The sequence below is a fragment of the Bacteroides sp. BFG-606 genome, from assembly GCF_024788145.1.
In the GTDB taxonomy this organism is placed as follows: domain Bacteria; phylum Bacteroidota; class Bacteroidia; order Bacteroidales; family Bacteroidaceae; genus Bacteroides; species Bacteroides vicugnae.
In genome coordinates this window covers 2,727,746-2,751,086 of the sequence record NZ_JANUIL010000001.1, presented here as the reverse complement: position 1 = coordinate 2,751,086, position 23,341 = coordinate 2,727,746, and the positions used below count along the sequence as shown (strand labels likewise).

At 42.9% G+C, this 23,341-nt stretch carries 10 protein-coding genes and 1 pseudogene; 4 read left to right on the top strand and 7 right to left on the bottom strand.

Annotated elements, in window-relative coordinates; all coding sequences use genetic code 11:
• Window positions 1-283 precede the first annotated feature (283 nt).
• Window positions 284-1,595: pseudogene (locus NXV01_RS09690) on the bottom strand (glycoside hydrolase family 28 protein).
• A gap of 889 nt (window positions 1,596-2,484) precedes the next feature.
• Between NXV01_RS09690 and NXV01_RS09685 the strand changes: the two are divergent.
• Window positions 2,485-5,448, top strand: a complete 2,964-nt coding sequence (locus NXV01_RS09685; RefSeq protein WP_259022281.1) for a sugar-binding domain-containing protein — start codon at window positions 2,485-2,487, stop codon at window positions 5,446-5,448.
• A gap of 42 nt (window positions 5,449-5,490) precedes the next feature.
• Here the strand turns inward: NXV01_RS09685 and NXV01_RS09680 are convergent, their stop codons facing one another.
• The 5 genes from NXV01_RS09680 to NXV01_RS09660 all read right to left on the bottom strand — a co-directional run bounded on the left by NXV01_RS09680 (window position 5,491) and on the right by NXV01_RS09660 (window position 14,376).
• Window positions 5,491-6,291: an alpha/beta hydrolase gene (locus tag NXV01_RS09680; protein ID WP_259022280.1), complete on the bottom strand. Its 801-nt coding sequence runs from the start codon at window positions 6,289-6,291 to the stop codon at window positions 5,491-5,493.
• 114 nt (window positions 6,292-6,405) lie between these two features.
• On the bottom strand, window positions 6,406-10,698 hold the full coding sequence (locus NXV01_RS09675; RefSeq protein ID WP_259022279.1) for a two-component regulator propeller domain-containing protein: 4,293 nt from the start codon (window positions 10,696-10,698) through the stop codon (window positions 6,406-6,408).
• Window positions 10,699-10,788: 90 nt separating this feature from the next.
• Complete coding sequence (gene rhaM, locus NXV01_RS09670) at window positions 10,789-11,103, bottom strand: L-rhamnose mutarotase (protein WP_004301580.1); 315 nt, start codon at window positions 11,101-11,103, stop codon at window positions 10,789-10,791.
• Window positions 11,104-11,121: 18 nt separating this feature from the next.
• A complete protein-coding gene (locus tag NXV01_RS09665) occupies window positions 11,122-12,531 on the bottom strand; it encodes a glycoside hydrolase family 105 protein (protein ID WP_234131857.1) in 1,410 nt (469 codons plus the stop codon).
• A gap of 3 nt (window positions 12,532-12,534) precedes the next feature.
• Window positions 12,535-14,376 carry a rhamnogalacturonan lyase gene (locus tag NXV01_RS09660; RefSeq protein WP_259022277.1) on the bottom strand — a complete coding sequence of 614 codons (1,842 nt, stop codon included), beginning with the start codon at window positions 14,374-14,376 and terminating at the stop codon, window positions 12,535-12,537.
• Between the two features lie 243 nt (window positions 14,377-14,619).
• On the opposite strand from NXV01_RS09660, the gene NXV01_RS09655 reads away from it, so the two are divergent.
• From NXV01_RS09655 to NXV01_RS09645, 3 genes are all read left to right on the top strand, one after another.
• Entirely contained in the window at window positions 14,620-15,762 is a 1,143-nt protein-coding gene (locus NXV01_RS09655; protein ID WP_167511721.1) for a glycoside hydrolase family 88 protein, read from the top strand.
• A gap of 130 nt (window positions 15,763-15,892) precedes the next feature.
• Window positions 15,893-17,527 (top strand): rhamnogalacturonan acetylesterase, encoded by a 1,635-nt coding sequence (locus NXV01_RS09650; protein WP_259022276.1) that lies wholly within the window; start codon window positions 15,893-15,895, stop codon window positions 17,525-17,527.
• Window positions 17,528-18,221: 694 nt separating this feature from the next.
• Entirely contained in the window at window positions 18,222-19,982 is a 1,761-nt protein-coding gene (locus tag NXV01_RS09645) for an ATP-binding protein (protein WP_259022275.1), read from the top strand.
• Here NXV01_RS09645 and NXV01_RS09640 read toward each other — a convergent pair.
• Entirely contained in the window at window positions 19,963-23,313 is a 3,351-nt protein-coding gene (locus NXV01_RS09640; protein WP_259022274.1) for a DUF6250 domain-containing protein, read from the bottom strand. The two genes, NXV01_RS09645 and NXV01_RS09640, sit on opposite strands and share 20 nt — an antisense overlap.
• Between the last annotated feature and the right edge of the window lie 28 nt (window positions 23,314-23,341).

Here is a 23,341-nt window from a genome sequence, read left to right as displayed (position 1 = left end):
GGAAGTTGTATATCTGCATAAATTCCCAAAGGGAAAAAACAGATCAATAGCCACAGACAAAAAATAATTCTACAGAATTTCATTGTATTTTATAGTTTTAGATTCAATGTTTTACTAAATAAGCACATGTCAAAGATACCGTATTACATGGCAGAATGAAAGGAAAGGAATATGGAGAATTCGACTTTCTTATGTAAATTCATATGCGTACAGCCTATCAGACGTCGTTTTTGTACGATTTTACAGTCTATGTACAATTTTCCAGTCTTTCTGCCATTCTTTTTTAATTCACCTTAGTTATTTCAACCTTTCTTATGATGAGTGAATCAATTATGTTTTCATCTATCTTCACATCCTTTTTCGCCTTGATAGCCAGATTGTCGAAACAGAAATTGGATAATTTGTACTGATTTGATTTCTCTACAGCAAAAAAGGAATCGCAATCCAGATGAATATTACGCATCGTTATATAGCTGGAATATGAGACCGGCATATCTTTGCGATCTTTCAGATCATAAAACTGTGTCCATGGAGCAATAAAGATGCAATTGCGAACATTCCCTTTTACGTCTTCAACCAAGATGTACTTATATTGTTGAGGAGTATCCGGACGCATTTTCAACCATAAAAGGCGTTTAGCCTGATCCAAATCGCAGCGCCGGAGAATTATATTATGATTATAGATTGACTCACTTCCACAAGTCAGCACTCCGTGACAAAATCCGAAAGCACAGTCTTCAATAATAATATCACAATTGCCACCATTATCGGGATCTTGATCCGCCCAGGGTCCTTTCCCGCCTTTTAAAGCAATTGCATCATCGTTGACAGACATATAACACCCCTTAACCAGTACATTTTTACATGCATCAATATCAATAGCATCTGTGCTGGGAGCTTTTACAGGGGAAGAGGGAGAATAGATATGTAAATCCAAGAGTTTTACACTATCACACTTATAAATGTGAGTCGTCCAAAATGGAGAGTTCACCAGCCGTACATCAGAAATCTGTACGTTATTACTATGGGATATATGAAGCAAACGGGGACGCAATTCATCCATATTAGTACATTTAGGAATAACCCGCCGCCGCAACCAGAATGATTTCCAGTATCGTTCACCGTTTCCGTCAATCGTTCCTTTCCCGGAAAGAGTAAAACCATCAATCTTATCAACATTAATCAAGGCAGAAAAGTATTTCAGATTCTGTCCTTCCATCCGTGTTTCTATTACAGGAAAGTTGCTAATATCATCACTGCCTTTTAATACAGCCTTTGCTTCCAGATGTAAATGTGTTCCCGGTTTGAAGAAAAGTGCACCACTAAGATAAGTACCCTCCGGAATGACAATGACTCCCCCGCCATCATCGGATGCCAAATCTATGACGGCCTGGATTTTTTTCAGTTTGCAGCAGTGTACTGTCATTCACTACTCCATAATCTGTAATCAAGAATTTCTTTCCCATTATACTGATATCAGTTTTCTCGTTTTGGTAAAACCAATCCGGTATCATTTTACCATCGGGAAATTTCTCCTGACTAAATAGCTGTAAGCTACAACATGTCGCTACTATTAAAATTGCTGACTTTATCATTTTCTACTGCTTGTTACTTTTCTCGCAAAAGTACCGCATCTTCCCATTCACCCCAAGCTTAAGGATATGGAGATATTGATTTTCTTATGGAGTTCCATGCAAAAGCCTCAAATACTACTTATTCGTATACAATATTCCATATCCGGATACACTTTTCTACATACCTAAAATCAGTACAGTTTCTCCGTCTCCTAAATAAAAAGCGCATCCTCTTTATAAAAGAAGACACGCTACAAATAGACTTTTTTCTTATATCGACGTTTGGAGATTAATTCCCCGGCAGAATATTATCTCGTAGTCACAGAAACTGTAATATCGTACGTAAAGAATATAATTTTCCAACAACAATGTTTATATCATTTACTTTTCATAAAAAATCCCCAATCAAGTTATATTTCGTATTATACCAAAGAAGAAAAAAAACTGACTCATCTTTCATAATCCTCTTCACCGTTCTTAATAAATTATTGAGGAGTTTATTATAAACGCTATCCAAGTTTATTATAAACTATAAATTCCGGATCTAAGAACACAGCCATGATTTTTTGCAACAAAAAAGGCTGCAAATCCCATAAAGATTCGCAGCCTTTGGCTTATACGAAAACTCTCACAGTTTAACTACTGCAAGAATTTCCTAATATATTGTCATCATATTGTACCGGTTTCTTTTTCATTCTTTTTATAATACTACCTTTTACCCATTGATATTAACATCCACAAATATACAACATAAAAAAGGTTTTGTCAAGAGCATCCCGCCCATAAGAAGAATTATTTTTAAATTAATTTCAAAAGGTGCACAATTGTATATAATCTTTGTACATTTCTCCATTTCATACATTCAAAAAAGAAGTAATTTTGCGAGTGAATAAATATATTATTGATTATCATGAAACACCAATTATATCTTTTCGTTTTTCTGCTGATCACACTGTCTATTATCAACAGTCAGGCGGCCGAACGCAAAAAATACAACTTCAACAGTGAATGGAAGCTGCAAATAGGAGAATTTCCTAAAGCCAAAGACACTAAATTCGACGACAGTGAATGGAAGCAAGTAACTTTGCCTCATGCTTTCAATGAAGATGAAGCATTTAAACTCTCCATCGAACAATTGACAGACACAGTGGTGTGGTATCGCAAAAGTTTCCGGATTCCGGAACTGAAAAGTAACCAGAAAGTATTTATCGAGTTCGAAGGAGTACGTCAACGTGGAGACTTCTATCTCAACGGTCATAATCTGGGCAGACACGAAAATGGCGTAATGGCAGTGGGATTCGACCTGACTCCATATATGAAGGAGGGTGAAAACGTAATTGCCGTTCGCACCGATAACAACTGGATGTACAGAGAAGAGGGAACCAACTCCAAATTTCAGTGGAACGACCGCAATTTCAATGCTAACTATGGCGGTATCCCCAAAAATGTATTTCTGTACGTTACCGATAATGTATATCAAACTCTTCCCTTATACAGTAACCTGAAAACAACAGGTGTTTATGTGTACGCCAAAGATTTCGATATAAAAGGGCGTAAAGCAACCATTCATGCCGAATCAGAAGTCAGAAACGACAGTAAATCTCCCCGCCAGTTCAGTTATCAAGTGACTGTGCTTGATGCCGATGGCAAACGATTGAAGACTTTCCAAGGTGATAAAGTGACTTTAAAAGCAGGAGAGACTAAAACGGTAAAGGCATCCGCCATTATCAATAATCTTCATTTCTGGAGTTGGGGATATGGTTACCTGTATACGGTAAAAACTGCCTTGAAAGATGACAACAATCAGATATTCGATGAAGTCAGCACCCGCACCGGATTCCGTAAAACACGCTTTGTTGAAGGAAAAATAGAATTGAACGACCGTGTTATCCAAATGAAGGGATATGCACAACGTACCAGCAATGAATGGCCTGCAGTGGGTCTGTCCGTACCAGCCTGGTTGAGCGACTTCTCTAATGGTCTGATGGTAAAAGGAAATGCAAACCTGGTTCGTTGGATGCACGTCACTCCATGGAAACAAGATGTAGAATCTTGCGACCGTGTAGGTCTGATACAGGCAATGCCTGCCGGAGATGCAGAAAAAGACCGTGAGGGACGCCAATGGGAGCAACGGGTGGAACTGATGCGCGATGCAATCATTTATAACCGCAACAACCCGAGTATCTTGTTCTACGAATGTGGCAACAAAGCTATCAGCCGTGAACATATGATAGAGATGAAAGCTGTTCGTGACAAATATGATCCGTTTGGCGGACGTGCTATCGGTTCACGTGAAATGTTGGATATTCGTGAAGCGGAATACGGCGGCGAAATGCTATATATCAACCGAAGTGAGCATCATCCGATGTGGGCTACCGAATATTGCCGCGACGAAGGTTTAAGAAAATACTGGGACGAATACAGCTATCCTTTCCATAAAGAAGGTGACGGTCCGCTCTATAAAGGTAAACCGGCTACTGATTATAACCGTAACCAAGATGAACTTGCCATTAGCATGATAGCCCGCTGGTATGATTATTGGCGTGAGCGTCCCGGAACAGGTAACAGAGTCAGCTCCGGCGGCACTAAAATTATCTTCTCTGACACCAATACCCATTACCGGGGAGCGGAAAACTATCGCAGAAGTGGAGTGACAGATGCTATGCGTATTGAGAAAGACGCCTTCTATGCACATCAGGTGATGTGGAACGGATGGGTAGATACGGAAGAAGACCAGACCTACATTATCGGACACTGGAATTATCCTGAAAATACAGTAAAACCCATACATGTGGTATCTACCGGGGAAGAGGTGGAACTTTTCCTGAATGGTAAATCTCTGGGTAAAGGCAAACGCCAATACAATTTCCTCTTTACTTTTGACAATGTAACATTCAAACCGGGTAAACTGGAAGCAGTCAGCTATAATCAAACAGGAAAAGAAATCAGTCGCTACGTTATACATACAGCCGGTGAACCAGCTAAACTGAAACTTACCGCTATTCAAAATCCCGAAGGATTCCATGGAGATGGTGCAGACATGGCTTTAATACAGGTGGAAGTTGTAGATAAAGACGGAAAACGTTGCCCGTTGGATAATCGTACGGTTCAATTCACACTCAACGGTCAAGCAGAATGGCGTGGAGGGATTGCTCAAGGTGAAAACAATCATATCCTTGATACAAAACTTCCGGTAGAATGTGGCATCAACCGTGCACTGATCCGTAGCACAACCACTGCCGGAAAAGTAACTCTGACAGCACAGGCTAAAGGATTACTTGCCGCCACACTCACATTGGAAACAGTGCCTGTAAAAGTTACTGAAGGTTTAAGCACTTATCTCCCGCAGGAGACTTTAAAAGGACAACTGGACAGGGGTGAGACTCCTTCTACCCCTTCTTACCAAGATAGCAAAAAAGGTGTACGCATCGTTTCAGCAAAAGCCAGTTCCAATAACAGCGATGCTGAAAAGAGCTATGATGATATCGAACTGACGGAATGGAAAAATGACGGTAAGTTGAGCACTGCCTGGATTACTTATACACTGGAGAGAGAGGCCGAAATAGACGATATATGTATCAAATTGCAAGGCTGGCGTTCACGCAGTTATCCATTGGAAGTATATGCCGGAAACACCCTGATTTGGAACGGAAATACAGATAAGAGTCTGGGGTATATTCATCTCAATGTAGAAAAACCGGTACGTGCCAACACTATAACCATTCGCCTGAAAGGAAATACCAGTGACAAGGATGCTTTCGGACAGATCATTGAAGTAGAAGCCAAAGCTGCCAATAAAATGGAACTGGAAAAGAGCAGTAGCAAAAACCAGTTAAGAATCATTGAAGTAGAATTTCTCGAAACAATCAAATAAATTAGTTCTCAACAGGTATTAGCACTGCTTTAATAGCCTCCCCTAAAAAGTCATTAGCCAAGCTTTCAGCTCCATCAACATTTCATTGCGGAATTTAAAACTATCTTTCATTCCCCATCCGTGTCCACCACTGGGATAAATATACATGGCAGCCGGTATCTCCTTTTCTTTCAAAGCAGAATAGTAACGAATAGAATTCATAGGTACCACGCCCCTGTCGTCATCGGATAAAGCTATAAACGCTCTTGGTGTAAGAGAATCCACCTGATACTCATTACTAAATTCCTTTTTCAATTCCTCCGTTGCTCTTTCACCTAGAAACTGTCTGCACGATCCACCATGCCCGTATTTAGATTCCATCGAAATTACCGGATAAAAAAGAATCTGAAAAGCAGGACGAAGTTCTTCGGAAGCATGCGTAGCCACTGTAGAGGCCAAATGAGCACCTGCCGAAAATCCCATGATGCCAATACAATCAGGATTAATGTTCCATTCAGAAGCATGTTCTTTCGCATAACGAATAGCTTCGTATGCATCCGACATGGGAACTTCCCGATTACCATTAGGCATACGGTACTTCAAGACAATAGCAGCTATTCCCTGTTCATTGAAAAACGGTGCCCAGTCATACCCCTCGTGAGCCATTGCCAAATGCCCGTATCCACCTCCCGGACATATAAAAACAGCTCTCGCCGGCTGTTGAGAAGCTTTCGGCAAATATACCCGGATACTAGGTTTGAAATTATTCTTTTTATCATCATATCCCTGGGCTTCCATCCCATTCGTATTGGGTAAGCCGTTTTGCCACAAATCTATATCAATAGGCGAATCCTGTTTTTTCATAACTTTGTCTTGTGCATTCATAGAAGTACAAACAGTTGTAAAGCAACCGCTTAAAAGTAATATTTTACAAAAAGAAATTAGTCTCATACTATGCTGTTTTAGTTAATCTTATTCTTATGAATCCTGCGGAGAATCATTATCATTACTCACACCACGTTGATAAACGGACGGTGCTACTCCGAATTGAGCTTTGAAGCATTTACTGAAATAGAAAGGATCGCTGATACCCACCTTATAGGAGACTTCTGCAACCGTCAGATTATCTTCCGACAGTAACAACTCGGCTGCTTTCTTCATGCGCACAACACGTAAATATTCATTAGGCGAATATCCCGTTACTCCACGTAGTTTCCGATAAAATACCGTTCGTCCCAACTTCATCATCTGTGCAAACTCATCAATAGAGAATTCAGGCCGGGCGAGGTTCTGTTCAAGGATGGCAGCCAACCGATCTGCAAATTCTTTATCCCGGTCAGTGGTACACATGGCCGGACGCACAATACCCGGTTCACTGGAGAACTTCTCACGCAATTTATCGCGCTGCTCGATCAGGCGGAATACACGTGCCAACAACAATTTTACACTAAACGGTTTGGCTATGTAAGCATCCGCTCCGGCTTCTATACCTTCCAGATGTTTCTCCGGCGAACTCAAAGCAGTCAGCAGAATGATAGGAATATGGCTCGTATCAAAATCCGATTTCAGCTTCTTAGTTACCTCAAATCCCGTCATTCCCGGCATCAGGACATCACAGATAATCAAATCGGCATCATACGTACGTGCCTTCTCAAATCCGGACGTACCGTCGGCTGCAACTTCCACTTCGAAATAGGCTCCGATTTCCTCTTTCAAGAATTCACGAATATCATTGTCATCTTCAATAATCAAGACTTTCCGTTTATTCAGAGGAACAGCCAGTTTTTCCGAGTCAGGAAGTTCTTCAGAGAGCTGCAACAAATGATGCGCATGTCCGTCTGCCTCTTTCAGCAGTACATTGCCCGGGACAAGGAAGTCTTTCTCCGAATACACCGTCTTATCCGTCGGAATGCATACGGTAAATACTGAACCACCGCCTTCATTATCCTTATACTCAATCGTTCCTTTATGTACCTGAACTAGTTCATGGCTCAAATGCAACCCTACACCGATACTGTCACCGGAGAAGTTACTCTGCATAAATCGCTTGAACAATTCGTTCTGCTTCTCTTTAGGAATGCCGACTCCCGTATCGGAAACCTGAATCTGCAAGGTTTGCTTCCCTTCGTCCACATTCACCGAGAGAATAATTGTTCCGTTCGAAGGAGTATATTTAAAGGCATTTGAAAGCAGGTTATAAGTCACCTTATCCAAATTTCCTTTATCAATAAACATTTTATAGGACGGCACCGAAGGCAGGAAACGGAAATTCATATTCTTTTGTTCCGCTACATCTCCGAAGCTCAAAAATATTTCATAAAGGAAAGAGATGACATCCGTTTCCTCTAAAGAGAGTGCCAGCTTATTATTCTGCATCTTTCTGAATTCCAGCAACTGATTGATAAGCCTCAACATACGCTGCGTGCTCTTATCCATTGTTTTCAGCGGATATATCAATTCACGCGGGATATCAGTCACCCGTTGAATCTTCTCCAATGCTCCCTGAATCAAGGTAAGCGGAGTACGGAATTCATGAGAGATATTGGTAAAAAACACCAGTTTATATTCTGTCAACTGCTTTTCTACATTGATGCGGTTACGCAAGCCATTAAAGTTACGAACGATACGGAAAGCAAAGTACAAGGCTATGATTAATAACAGCACATAACCCAGCATTGCCCAAGTCGTTTTCCAGAATGGAGGGACAATTACAATTTTCAGTGTAGTCTCGCTATCATTCCAAACACCCGTTCCATTGCTCGACTTGACGTGAAGTATATAAGTTCCCGGATTAAGATACTTAAACGAAGCAAAATTCAGAGGAGAAGGAGCACTCCATCCCTGATCGTAATTTTCCAACCAATACATATATTTGGTATGACCGCTATCCGAATAATCAAAAGTAGAGAAATCTATCAGGAATGAGTTCTGAAAAAACTTCAGGGTTATTTCGTCCGAATAAGCCAACGATTGCTTTAACGGAGAGTCCTCCATCTGCGGATTCATCTGCGTTCCATTGACATATAAATCCGTGAAAACAACCGGAGAGAAAGTTTCATTATCCTGTATCTTTTCAGGATCGATCACTATTAATCCGTAGTTTGTGCCAAAAAGCAGTTTTCCATCTTCGCGCATACAGGCACTATTCTCACTATACACATTTCCCAGTGTATAGGAAGAAAAGAAATAGTTTTCAAAAGAATGGGTAGCCGGATTAAATTTGGAAATACCATATTCGGTAGCAACCCATAGATTCCCCTTTTTATCTCCCAGAATGGACTGGATTACATCGTTAACCAATCCTTCGGAAGTTCCGTAATGTTCATATTTCAAAGAGCAATAGTTATCCTGCGGCTCACAAAGATTCAGTCCCGAACCGGACGTACCAATCCACATCCGCCCTTCCGTATCCCGGTAGATACACTTGATTTCATTACTGCAAAACTTTCCGTTTGTATAACTGAAAAGATGATAATTATCGGCATCTGCAATCAATGAATCCGGATGAAAAACACAAATCCCCTCACTGGTTCCTACCCACACCATCCCATTTGCATCTTCTTCTATCACACGCACCATCCTCATCCCGAATGTTTGCTGGAAGAAATGACGGAATTTATATTTACCGTCGGGAGTAGGTTCGGCCAGTTCCAGCCCACCGCCAAATGTTCCTATCCACATGCGGTCTTTACGGTCGCGATAAATGGCAAAAACGTTGTTATCGGATAAGGCTGTCAGATCAGAAGGATTATTATAATACCAGGTATCCCCCACTTTGAGACCATTTCCACGAGTTCCCATCCACATTCGTCCCTGCTTGTCTTCGGTGAGAGCATAGATATTAGAATGGAAATATTGATTGGTCATTTTCGAACGAAGGCTTGAATCAAAGGTGTATAATCCCCCCTTACGCGTACCTACACAGATATCTCCATTAGACATTCTGGTAAGCATACGGATGGTGTTCGACCGGTCGAACAAATCACGGGATTCGGGATAGATGCGGGAGGTTCCTTCATTCAATACGGAAATACGGGACAAGCCTGAATATTCCGAAGCTACCCAGATGCCACCGGCACGATCTTCCATCACATATTGCAGGAAATCCGAACTGATATGACTCTGGTCATTAATGTTCGCCACAAAATGCTCCAGTTTATCTTCGGCGGTATTATAAGCGAAAAGCCCATTTCCATAGGTCGAAATCCAAATAATTCCCCGGGAATCATGGACGATATGATAACGTTCAAAGTCGATATAACTTATCTTATCCTGGGGAATCAACTGGAAGTCCTTACTCTCTCCGGTTTCGGCAAGCACATATGTAAGTCGTCCCGTATGATTGTATATCCAATAATCTCCACGATTATCACGTATCAGTTCTCCCTTTTTAATATTCAAACGAGGATCTGCGGCCATCTCTCCGGTAGCAAACTTATAAGTATATACTCCGGTAGTAGTCAGGATCACCCACTTATCTTTCAACAGGAAATTTCCGGTTGGCGATGTCGCCCCTGCCACAGTGGCAAGAGAAGCCAACTTTTGCATTTTTTGAGTAGCCTCCTGATAATAATAGATATCTCCATCTGCTGTAAGGAAATACATATCGTCCTTATAGGACAGCGAAGAAGTGAAGTGGATTAATCGGTCTTCTATCCGATATTGTCCGTTGGAGACAGAAACCAGACCGCATTGAGTGCCGATCCAAATACGCCCACTGGTGTCCTCATTCACGAATTTCACCCGGTTATCCGGCAGGTTTCCACGTTCGGTCCTGAATACGGTAGATGTCATCTCACCATTTTTCTGATGTACCATCTTCCGGCAGCCGTTTCCCGAATGGGAAAGCCAGACATCTCCGTTAGCAGCTACAAATACCCCTGAATAATTCTGTCTTAGTTCGCCACAACCGGTATAGTCAACAAAACGGGCACGTTGCAAATCATAGCAACTATATAATTCAGGTGTAGTGGAAATCCACAAAAAACCATCTTTATCTTCTGTCAGATCGTAGATACGGTTGTCTGCCAAAGACACCTTGTCACCGATTTCCGGACGGAAAGTAAGAAAAGAGTTGCCGTCATAACGACTTAATCCGTTCAAAGTAGCCAGCCACAAAAAACCTTTGCTATCCTGATAAATGTATCGAATAGAGTTATTGGGAAGACCGTCACTCGTTCTCATTTGTGTAGAACGAAGCTCTATCGCACCATAGGCATTCAACACAAAACTAACAAGAAAGGTAAAGATTAAAAGGTGTCTTTGCATCATATAGATTCCAAGATTAATAATTAATGTTGGACAAAAATAATCAAGATAGTTGAGATAATAAAAGAAACAACGAACCTAATTACTAAAAAATCAATCCATGTGAAATACTTCCGGCAAAGGAATGGACACCGGCGAGTTGTCCGGATTCACTTCCATGATATCCGCCATATAGTCCCACCATTTCTGCACAATCTCCGTATTACCCAAGTCCTGCGAACCAGCCTCACCTTCCGTTTTCTGGAAAGCAAACAGGATATTGGTCTCCTTATCCCAATAAATCGAATAGTCCGACACTCCGTTCTTGGAAAGCAATGCTTTCAATTCGGGCCAGATGGCAGCGTGTCTTTTCTCATATTCAGCTTCACATCCGGGTTTTAAATACATTTTAAAAGCTTCTCGTTTCATGGTTCTATCTATTTAAAGTTAATCTTTCTTTTCTTCTGTATCGATGGCAAAAATAGGTGCAGTCGTCTTCTGTTTCACCTGATAATACTGAACGGCGCTGTCATTCATCTGCGGGTACTGATTCTTCAATAGAGAAATCATTTCCGCACCTGCCCAAAGCACCGGTCCGTATCCATGTGCCGCATATACATTGACCGGACGATAGTAATAAAAAGCAGGATCGAAAGCCATCCCCGTACCCACACAAGTGCCTTCCACCTGACCTTCCGCATTGATCTTACCGGCCACGGCATGCCATCCCAAATGAGCGACAGGTCCATAAGCAATGGCATCAATCCAGCCTTTATTGATAGCATGCGCCAAACAGTATACGTAAATAGCCGTAGCAGACGTCTCCAGATAAGAATCATTCCGGTCGAGCAATTGATGCCAAAGCCCTTCTCCACTTTGCAAGGCAGTCACTCCGCGTACATGAGCCCGGAAATAATCCATCACTTTCGCGCGTTGGGGGTAATCTTCCGGTAATACATCGAGCAATTCACATGCTGTCAGCATAGCCCATCCATTGGCACGCGCCCAACAAAAGGCAGGATGATCGGTACTGCTTTCCACCCATCCATGACGATACAAACCTTTTTCAGGGATAAACATACGGTCGGCAAATTGCAGGAATTGTCTGACAGCCTCCGCCAGATATATCTCTTTTTGAGCCTTGTCATAACGGCTCATCTGGGCTACTGCCGGAATCCCCATAAACATGTCATCCAGCCAAAGTGTATTATGTTGCGGACGATTGCGGGCAAAAGTACCATCTGCCAACCGGTATTCTTTATTCTGAATAAAATCAAAATAGTTCTCAATTAATCCGTCTACAGGAAGCGAGCGGTCTTTCACACGGACTTTCACCATCGCTGCACACACAGCCCCGGCATCATCCAGGGCATGAGGAGTGAGGATTTGCAGCAGTTGAGGATCTGTCGTGCCTTTCTCTTCGTACACACGTTTGAAATGAGGCGCCACTTCCGCCAGGAAGCGGAAACGGTTCTGCACATAGTCCATGTAACGTTGATCGCCCGTGGCTTCGGCAGCTGCTATCAAGGCAGAATAGGTTACTCCCCATTCGTAACTTGCCAGACGGAAAGCACCACGTTCCAGTTGCGCTTCCTCTCCCATCGTGGTGTAGTCGGTTATCAGTTTACCAGTGTTCTTATCTACCACACGTGCCGGAGTCTCCTTATCAATATAAGCAAATACACGGTCTATATCTTTCTTGACCTGCCTGGGTGTCAGGTCACCATAAGTACCCTGATAGGCAGGTTGCAGCAAATGTAAAGGAGTATTTGAATCATTCACTACCGTTTTCTTTTTCTGTGCACTAACCGGCAAGGTTGCCAGCAATAAAGCAATGGTTATGATACGAATATTCATAATCTATTTTTTAGGTATTTTACATCCTCTGAATACAGTGCCCTGAAGCTCCGGTCCGAAATAGAATCCGGGCTGCGTAGGCTGATTATAAGCAACATTCTGGGTAGCGATACTTATACGATAAATCGGATCTTCGAGGAAAGTATGAAAACGATAGTCGGTAGGAATAGTGGAGACGTAAAGCCGCAAAGCTGTATTATCAGCTGTACGCATCAGTACTTCTTCACGCCAGTCACCCACGATATCTCCCTGAAGGCAAGGATTCGCTTTGGTTCCATTATTAGAAAGAGTCCCCTCAAAAATAGCTATGCGCTCACAGATTCCTTTTTCCCAATTGTATTTGCTGATCCTATTTCGATCTAGCAATTCACGCAACAAATCTCCATCCCACCAGACAGCCATATTACAGGATAAACCTCTCACCCGGTCTTTTACTACTTCTCCTTTCACATTCCTTATTCCTCCGGAAGCAACAGACCACATTTCAACGCCCGGTTGAGTCGGGTCAATATCGGCTGCCATACAACGCCCCACATCCGTACTGTCTTTAATCTGAAATAAAATTTCTCCGGTAGCTGCATCCCGATAGGTAGAACCGTCACGTTTATTTTCATGGCAATCCCATACTTGCAGCCCTTTACGAGAAGGGTCGAAATGAGTCAGGTGAATGGCATCGCCGTGTCCCATTTTCGTGGTGTAGAGTCCTTTGCCATTATGGTCTATGGCGCATGAACCGTAGATGATCTCATCGCATCCGTCACCGTCCACATCACCTACCCGCAGGTTATGGTTTCCCTGTCCGGCATAATCTTCACAACCGGGATTATTACTGTCGAATACCCAACGTTGTTTCAGTTCCTTTCCATCCCAGTCAAAAGCAGCCAAAACAGTACGTGTATAATATCCGCGACACATCACTACGCTCGGGTGTATGCCGTCGAGATAGGCAACGCAAGCCAGAAAACGGTCGCTGCGATTACCACGACTGTCTCCCCAATCCATCAGGTTTCCTCTTTCGGGCACATAATCAATTGTTTGCATCGCTTCTCCTGTCAATCCGTTGAATACTGTCAGATATTCCGGTCCGGTCAGAATACGCCCCTGCTCACTTCGATAGTCACCCTGCGCATCCCCAATCACTTTTCCTGTTCCATCCACCGTTCCGTCCGCGGTCTTCATCACTACTTCCGCTTTGCCGTCACCATCGAAATCGAACACCATAAACTGGGTGTAGTGTGCACCGGCACGTATGTTACGTCCCAGATTAATACGCCATAATAGTTTTCCGCTCAACTTATAGCAATCAACATATACTTCTCCCGTATAGCCGTCATGTGAATTATCATGTGCATTACTCGGATCCCATTTCAGAATAATCTCATATTCACCATCACCGTCCACGTCACCGATACTGGCATCATTCGGAGTATAAAAATAGTTTTGTCCTAACGGAGTCGTACCATCTTCGGGGCGGTTCAACGGAATATTCAGATAACCCGACGGGGCATTTGCCGGTAATTGATAGCTGCTTTCCGTTTTCCCTTCCCTTGCTTTCACGGTATAAAGTACAGATTCTGTTCCTGTATAAGCATCCTGAAAGAAAGTGGCATCCTTCAACGGATGGTTATTTATCTTTTCACCATTCCTATAAATATCAAAAGATTCATTCATCGGGTCGGAAGACAAATAACGCCAGGAAACAGCTACAGTAGACGGATTCTCCCGGATAGCAATTACACCACGTCCCAGACGTTCGCGTTTTAACTTCGAAAAGTCATAGTTTGGCTGGGCTATCGAGGAGATAGCTATCAGGCAGAAACTAAAATAAAGAGTTATGCACTTCATAGTTTTATCGATTATCAAATTACAACACAAAAGTAAAGGACGCAGTCCATTCATGAAATAGAATATTGTACAGATATATGTAGAAATCATCATTAGGTATGCATTTTACGCTATTTCCTGCTGCCTTGTGAACGAATTTAAAGACATTTGCACGAAAATCCATTGAAAAAGAAAGAAACGTCTCTTACCTTTGCAATAGAAATTATTATAAACAGCAAATTAATAAAACAGAACTATTGTACCATGAAGAAACCACTATTCTTACTCTTTACAGGATTGCTTCTTTCTTGTCTGATACCAGTCCATACGGTCACAGCACAAGAGCTCCCGGCACAAAAAGAGACTTTAGAGAATATCATAAAGGTGAATGACTACTTTATGAAGAAGTATGCCGATTACACTACTCCCAGTTTTTATGGTCGTGTACGTCCCAGCAATATCTGGACGCGTGGTGTATACTATGAAGGATTGATGGCTCTCTATTCTATTTATCCGCGCGAGGATTATTATAAGTATACTTACGACTGGGCAGATTTCCACAAATGGGGAATGCGCAACGGCAATACTACCCGTAATGCGGACGATCATTGTTGCGGACAGGCATACATTGATATCTATAAAATCTGTCCGTCAGACCCGAATATGATCCGGAATATCAAAGCGAGCATCGATATGGTGGTGAATACGCCGCAGGTGAACGACTGGTGGTGGATTGATGCCGTACAAATGGCAATGCCTATCTTCGCTAAATTCGGAAAAATGACCGGAGAACAGAAATACTACGATAAGATGTGGGATATGTACTACTACACACGCAGCCAACACGATGAAACGGGTATGTTCAACCCTAAAGACGGTCTGTGGTGGCGCGATCAGGATTTTAATCCTCCATATAAAGAGCCGAATGGCGAAGATTGCTATTGGAGTCGTGGAAACGGATGGGTATATGCTGCTTTGGTACGTGTGTTGGATGAAATTCCTTCTGACGAGAAACATCGTCAGGACTATATCAATGATTTCCTGACCATGAGCAAGGCTTTGAAGAAATGTCAGCGTGAAGATGGTTTCTGGAATGTCAGTCTTCACGACCCGACGAACTTCGGAGGAAAAGAGACTTCCGGTACAGCCTTATTTGTTTATGGTATGGCTTGGGGAGTCCGCAACGGATTGCTCGACCGTAAAGAGTATCTTCCCGTCCTTTTAAAAGCATGGAACGCTATGGTGAAAGATGCCGTACACCCGAACGGATTTCTGGGATATGTGCAGGGAACAGGCAAGGAGCCTAAAGACGGACAGCCGGTTACTTACAAGAGTGTACCCGATTTTGAAGACTACGGAGTCGGTTGTTTCCTGCTTGCCGGAACAGAAGTTTATAAATTAAAATAACATACAGTTTTCGATAAGGCATAAGAGAATAATAAGGCACGGATTACACGGATTAACACGGTTGTTTTACGTAATCATAGCACTAAAACCGTGAAATCCGTGTAATCCGTGCCTAAAAAAGAAAACGAACATGAAAAATAAATTGTTTCAGTATACGTGCGGACTGATAATCATTGTATGCAGTTTACAACTGCAAGCGCAAAATAAAGTTTCCGCTCCCATGGCAGACGTCAATCAGGTGGTTGACAACACGCTGGACAGCTTGAATAAGGCACGCACCTCGCGGCCGGAAGCCGGTTCCAGCCGGAAAGGTAACAACCCGGTTCTGTTTCTGGTAGGTAATTCAACCATGCGTACCGGAACTTTAGGAAATGGCAACAACGGACAATGGGGATGGGGCTATTTTGCCGGCGACTATTTCGATTCCAACCGGATTACTGTTGAGAATCATGCGTTGGGAGGTACCAGCAGCCGTACTTTCTACAACCGTCTTTGGCCGGATGTAATCAAAGGGGTACGCCCCGGAGACTGGGTTATCATCGAATTGGGACACAATGATAATGGTCCTTATGACAGCGGACGTGCCCGCGCCTCTATTCCGGGAATCGGCAAAGATACGCTGAACGTAACCATCAAAGAGACCGGAGTGAAAGAAACCGTATATACATACGGGGAATATATGCGCCGTTTTATTCAGGATGTAAAAGCAAAAGGTGCTCATCCTATCCTATTCTCGCTTACTCCCCGTAATGCTTGGGAAGATAAAGACAGCACCATCATCACACGCGTCAACAAGACTTTCGGATTGTGGGCAAAGCAAGTAGCCGAAGAACAGGGGGTTCCTTTTATTGATTTGAATGATATCAGTGCCCGCAAATTCGAGAAGTTCGGTAAGAATAAGGTGAAATATATGTTCTACATCGACCGTATACACACAAGTGCTTTCGGTGCTAAGGTCAATGCGGAATCTGCTGCGGATGGAATACGTGCTTATGAGGGACTGGAATTGGCCAATTATCTGAAACCCGTTGAGAAGGATACTGTGACAGGCTCCAGTCGTAAAGATGGACGTCCGGTATTGTTTACTATCGGAGACAGTACAGTCCGAAATGAAGATAAAGACAAAAACGGTATGTGGGGTTGGGGAAGCGTAATTGCCGATGAGTTCAATCTGGATAAAATTTCTGTAGAAAACCGTGCCATGGCAGGACGCAGTGCCCGCACTTTCCTGGACGAAGGTCGTTGGGATAAGGTTTATAATGCCTTGCAGCCGGGAGATTTTGTGCTGATTCAGTTCGGACATAATGATGCGGGAGACATTAATGTAGGCAAAGCCCGTGCCGAACTGCGTGGTTCCGGTGACGAGAGCAAAGTCTTTTTGATGGAGAAAACAGGGAAATATCAGGTGATTTATACATTCGGCTGGTATCTTCGGAAATTCATTATGGACGTTCAGGAGAAAGGAGCTGTTCCCATCGTTCTAAGCCATACTCCGCGTAACAAATGGAAAGATGGAAAAATAGAACGCAACACAGAGTCTTTTGGTAAATGGACACGTGAAGCAGCCGAAGCTACCGGAGCTTACTTCATTGATCTAAATAAGATTAGTGCCGATAAACTGGAAAAGGTGGGTATCAAGAAAGCGGCTACTTACTATAACCACGACCATACGCACACTTCCCTGAAGGGAGCACACATGAATGCGAAAAGCATTGCCGAAGGACTGAAAAAGACCGATTGCCCGTTGAAAGAGTATCTGAAATAATAATGCAATAAAGACAAAGAAGAAATATCGACCATATCGAATGCTTACATATTCAATATTAAAAAAGGAATATTTAAGCATTGCAGAAAAGGAAGAATGACATAAATGAATAAGGGAGGATGAAATAATTCCGGCATTTGCCAACATCTTATTTCTTCATTTCACTTTTCACTGCCGTTAGCTGTCAAATAGGAAATTATTATATATCCATCCCTTGCAGATAGATATCATTTTAGTAAAACACTATTCATAATAGCATTTAGGTTCTTTCTTTATTTTCGATCCAATTAGAGAAATACCACCCCCAAAAGAGCACACTTGCAGCTTCCTCACCGATAAAGGATAGGTTCCTCGGTGGGGAAGACAGCGTTCCTCACCGAGGAACACCTCGTTGGTTTAAACCCAATGAACCATTTATCTATTAGAGAAACAGTATATTCTATCGGTTATCATTCACTTTTCGTCTATATTCCCGTATATTATTGCACCTATTTATACAGTTTTTCTTCCAGTTTACCAATCCTAAAACGATCATTCTCCGGTTTAATCTTAAAAACAGAACATCGAGATAGGATAGAATCGTCTTCTTTTCAAAAAGAGGCAAACAGCTATCCTCTGCAAATACGGCCACAAATCATTGATTTATTCCACAGAATAGATTAACTTTGCCTATGCTAATTAAAAGTCTGCCAATATGAGCCAAGTGAAAGGAATACCATACGGAATATCCGATTTCAACCAAATGAGAAATGGAAACTTCTATTTCGTCGATAAAACCATGTATCTCCCCCTTATTGAGGAAATGCCCAGCTACCTTTTCCTGATTCGTCCGAGACGTTTTGGAAAAAGCTTGTTTCTAAGTATGATGCATACCTATTACGACATATTACAGAAAGATAATTTCGACAAATATTTCGGCGACTTATGGATAGGAAGTCACCCGACTGAACAACGCAACAGTTTCCAGGTCCTTTTCTTTGACTTCTCAAAAGCCGGTTGTTCGCTGCCGGGAGCAGACTTGATGAGTAGCTTCAATGAATATTGCAGCATCATCATCAATCAATTTGCACATCAATATGCACCTTTCTATGATGCAGATTTTAAGGAAACGGTTGAAAACATCGAAAGTGCCAAAGCAAAACTCGCTTATATTGAGATAAAAGCAAAAGAAAAAGGATATCCTCTCTATCTGATAATCGACGAATATGACAACTTTACCAACGTCATATTGAGCGAACACGGACAGAAAATGTTCCATGATCTGACTCATGCCAGCGGTTTTTACCGTGAATACTTCAAGCAATTCAAAGGTATGTTCAACCGGATTTTCCTAATGGGAGTCAGTCCTATCACTTTGGATGACTTATCCAGTGGATATAATATCGATTGGAATATATCGACCGATTCCCGTTTCAATGCTATGATGGGATTTGATGAGACAGAAGTACGTGAAATGCTGTGTTATTATCAGCAAAACGGTTTGCTGGTCGGTAATATAGAAGCAATGATTACGGAAATGAAGCCATGGTACAACAATTATTGCTTTGCCAGAATGTCTTTAGACAACGACCGTGTATTCAATTGCGATATGACTTTATATTATCTGCGTAACCAAATTGACTTCCACCGCCCGCCCGAAAACATGGTAGACAAAAATATCCGTACGGATTACAGCAAATTGAAAATGTTGGCACGCATTGACCACGACACCACCCATGAAGGAAGCCGTATGAGCACTATCGAGGAAATTGCGGCAAAAGGCGAAATATTGGTAGACTTGCATACTTCGTTCCCGTCAGAGAAAATAGCGGATATTGAAAACTTCCGAAGCCTGCTCTATTATTATGGCTTGCTCACCATGTGCGGCACCCGTGGCGACCGTTTGAAAATGTGTATACCTAACAACTGCGTACGCGAGCAATATTTAGGATTCTTACGCGACTACTATCAACAAGCCCATAGCCTGAATCTTTCACACCTGAAAGACTTGATAGATGATTTCGCCTTCGATGGTCACTGGCAACCATTCTTTGAAACCATTGCCCGCGCTTATCGGGAAAATTCTTCCATTCGCGATGCCATAGAGGGAGAAAGAAATTTACAAGGCTTCCTGAAAGCTTATCTGGCAATCGCTTCCTACTATCTCGTACAACCGGAACTGGAAATGAATTATGGTTATTGTGACTTCTTCCTATTGCCGGACAAAGCACGTTATTCCGATATAGAACACAGCTATATCCTGGAACTGAAATATGCTCCACGTACAGCTACCGCTGAAGAACTTGAAGCTCAAGCAGAAGAAGGAAGAAAGCAATTACTGCAGTACAGTAAAGATAAAATCGTACAGAAACTGGCTACCGGTACGACACTCCACCTGCTGTTACTCCAGTTCCAAGGCTGGGACATGGTGAAGTACGAGGAAATCAACGGTTCTGTTATTCATCCCTCGGAATAACTTCCTGCATATAAATAGCGTCGAGACTCCAAAGGGCAGCATCATTCGTGCTGATGCTTGCACATTCATCTAATGGAGCCGGAACTTCCGGTGGAAGAATGGTCGTGATGCGGAAAGAGGGTGCAGGTGTATGTTCCAAACGGGTGAATAAGTCCGTCCAGGCTTCTTCTGCCATTTGTCTATCACGCAGATGATAAGCCGCATAAGCCATCAGGCGGGATATACGGAAACGGCTGTGACTAAGTTCCCATGCTTTCTTCTTATAACGTGCGGCATGGTCAAGCCAGGCGTCTTTCCATTCGGGTATATCAATCATACGCATCATTTCATTGGCAACCTCAAATCCGCCCATGATCGTCATTAAATGATTAGTCGATTCTAATTTCGGATCACATTCGGTTGTGATGATACCTGTTTCCGGATCAAATCCCAGAGCTTTTGGACCGGTAAACAGGCGGTTGGGTAAGGCGGAAATACTCTTCATTCCTGCTATGATTTTATCACGATAAGCCGTGTTACCTGTACGCTCCCACTCTGTCATCCAATTACCTGCATAGGCCAGCCAGTCGGGACCGATACGCAAACGGGCAGGTGCAGTGCAAGGATATTCACTGCGAGGTTGAGCCAGACGCATAGGGTCTAGTTCGTAGAGTTTATGGTCGGCATCTTTAACTTCGGTCATTAAGTCTCCACAGCGTTCGTCAGTAGTGAGATAATAGTAGAAACGGTTCCAGGCGGCCTGACTGATTCGTGCTTCTTTTGCACCACACCCCCAATGACTCACATTATGACGGCTACCCAATCCGGCATTCGGACCAATGTGGTAAACGTCGACTTCACCCGTATGCCGGGTCATGGCTTCAGCCATACGCCAGATGTCGGCACGACCGGTACGGAGAAAATTATACCAAAGCCACATATTGGAAGCTAGTTCTGTATTGTCCCAAGCAAAGCCTCCGACGTCATAACGCCAGGTATGACGGACAGGATCATAAGCGTGCATCACATCACCATAATTCCAGAAGCCATACCATTTGTTCTGTTCAATAGCTTTCTGGTAGAAGTGGATGTAAGCATCCAGACGCTCTTCCACACGAATACGAAAGGAAGTACTGCGATCGGGTAGACTCCATATTCCGAAAGCTCGACGGTTATACAGGTATTCCGGAGTTGGCATTAATATGCTGGTGGCAGAGAGCTGTCGGGCGTCATCCGCAAAAGTTTTCTTTCCTGTGTAACCTCCTTGCGGAACGAGAGTGAGCGTGGTGGTGCGGGCAATACCATAGGGAGTACTCATTCCTTCCTGCACATCTTCATAGCTGGCATTCAGACCGTGAGCCACATTATCATAGTGGCGTAAGTCCATCGGTTCTGCATCCGGACTCCACAGCCAGGCAGTAAGCGTGGCAACCGGAGTTCTTGCATCTGAAATTTCGATAGAAGACGGATAAGATTGCCAGAAGTCATGCAGGCAAAGTCCCAGTCCACCTGTTATATCACCGGCAAAAGCATAACCGTCACTACGGGTACCGGAGAAAGTCCCTATCCAGGGAGCATCACCATTGGTACGTTTACGAATGGAGAATGCGTCAGCCGTGAGTTGAGACAGGCGGTAGTCATTCCATGAAGCCCAGTCATTAAGCAATTCTCGGTTTTTCTCGTCAAAAGCTTCATAAGGAGGAATACGTTTGCCCTCCATTTGTTGCTGTTGCAGAGATAGTTCATCTTGTACCTGTGGCATGGTAAGCATACGTCGTCCCACTAATGGTTGCACCGGTTCACTCCAGACTCCTCCATCCGCACACGAAAAAGCGACGTGACGGTTGTACAGGGCTTCACGCATCGGAACATCGAAACGAATGCCCAGACTACGGATGAAATCCATCTTCTGATCGCCGTCATAGATAAAGCTATGCACCATTTTTATCTGTTCACTACCAGCATAAAAATAGAGGCGGACAACAAAAGGAAGCCACTCACGATTATTCTGACTGTTCTCATCAGAGTCATTCGCGTAGTTCCCTTCAGAGTAGTTCGTATCAATCTCCTTATTTCTGTTCCGATGCACGCCTTCCAACTTTATAAGTGCCCGTACTGAACCCAGACGTTCTACGGTTACTGATTTTATTTCTCCTATGTAACGAGTAAAAGATATTTGAGATGTATTTTCTTGAATCGGTTTGCTTTGAGTGCTACAAATAAGATGTGCTTTCTCTCCTACTTTAGTTCCTTTATATAACAGACTATCAATCAGGAAATCTCCGTATCGAGGGATAAAAACGGAAAGTACCCCTGTTTCAATTTGAATATTTTCAGGTGTTTCAGTGATAGAGATAGAAGCCTTAGGCTGTTTATTGGTCGTTTTTGCTTTCTTGGAGGCTTTTTCTAATGTCAATCTTTCCGTTCCGGCAGGAATGACTCCGGCAACTCCGCTCCATTTCACTGAGCCATCCGGCCAATAGGCTAATGGCCAGGTATCCACTGGAATATCTTGATATTCATTCACTTTTAGCCGCAACGGAGTTGCAGGAAATACATCTCCTTCATCAAAAGGAACTCCGAAACTTACCGCTTTATCCTGTTCAGGGGTATCACCGATCCAATGCAAAGGAACGGCAGAAATCTGTTGAGGTGAACATTCATAGCGAAAATTAGTAATGCGGGTACGTGATAAGGTGGTACGAAAACCGAACCATCCTTCAGTCAGAGGTTCGGCATCGCGGAAGTCCACCAGTCGCTCGCCATCGATGTAATAACTAACCCTATTATCTTCATTGGTTATCTTGATGTGATACCAGTGATTTGCCTTTAGCAAATGGTCGGCATCCGTATATTCTTTCCATATAGCAGGACGTATTTTCGGATCTGCGATTCCTGCCTCATTACCGTCATAACGGCGGAAGCGCGTAGTGGAGTTATAATTTCCACCATATCCCATATAGTAGAGTTGCAGGGAATAACAATTCAGAAAGATTCCGTTGCGCCACTTTTCACGTTTCCAGATATTATCAGGATAGGTAGGATCCGAAGCCATCCAGAAACAATTCAAATCACTCAATCGGTCTCCTTCTTTTTCTACAACTACGCACGCGTCATATTCAATCGTCACCCGTCCATTCATCTTTTCTTTTCTCCAGAGAGTTAGCCCTTTGGGAGAAACGATTTCAGCTGTATCACCGATAAATGTCACTTTATAATCAGGAGACTCCGATTCGACCTTCCAATATTTATGAAACTGGCGGGCGTTGAGGCCGGAGACTTGATTGTCTTGTGCATTCATGTTCATTCCCAAAGTGATGAAAAGGAACAAAAGAGGAAATATGTTCTTCATACGTCAATAAGCTATGTCACACTGCAAA

Excerpts from the sequence above, each read along its gene's own strand:
- NXV01_RS09685 (WP_259022281.1), top strand. The coding sequence starts at position 2,485 with ATGAAACACCAATTATATCTTTTCGTTTTTCTGCTGATCACACTGTCT.
- NXV01_RS09665 (WP_234131857.1), bottom strand. The coding sequence starts at position 12,531 with ATGAATATTCGTATCATAACCATTGCTTTATTGCTGGCAACCTTGCCG.
- NXV01_RS09655 (WP_167511721.1), top strand. The coding sequence starts at position 14,620 with ATGAAGAAACCACTATTCTTACTCTTTACAGGATTGCTTCTTTCTTGT.
- NXV01_RS09640 (WP_259022274.1), bottom strand. The coding sequence starts at position 23,313 with ATGAAGAACATATTTCCTCTTTTGTTCCTTTTCATCACTTTGGGAATG.
- NXV01_RS09645 (WP_259022275.1), top strand. The coding sequence starts at position 18,222 with ATGAGCCAAGTGAAAGGAATACCATACGGAATATCCGATTTCAACCAA.
- rhaM (WP_004301580.1), bottom strand. The coding sequence starts at position 11,103 with ATGAAACGAGAAGCTTTTAAAATGTATTTAAAACCCGGATGTGAAGCT.
- NXV01_RS09675 (WP_259022279.1), bottom strand. The coding sequence starts at position 10,698 with ATGATGCAAAGACACCTTTTAATCTTTACCTTTCTTGTTAGTTTTGTG.
- NXV01_RS09660 (WP_259022277.1), bottom strand. The coding sequence starts at position 14,376 with ATGAAGTGCATAACTCTTTATTTTAGTTTCTGCCTGATAGCTATCTCC.
- NXV01_RS09680 (WP_259022280.1), bottom strand. The coding sequence starts at position 6,291 with ATGAAAAAACAGGATTCGCCTATTGATATAGATTTGTGGCAAAACGGC.
- NXV01_RS09650 (WP_259022276.1), top strand. The coding sequence starts at position 15,893 with ATGAAAAATAAATTGTTTCAGTATACGTGCGGACTGATAATCATTGTA.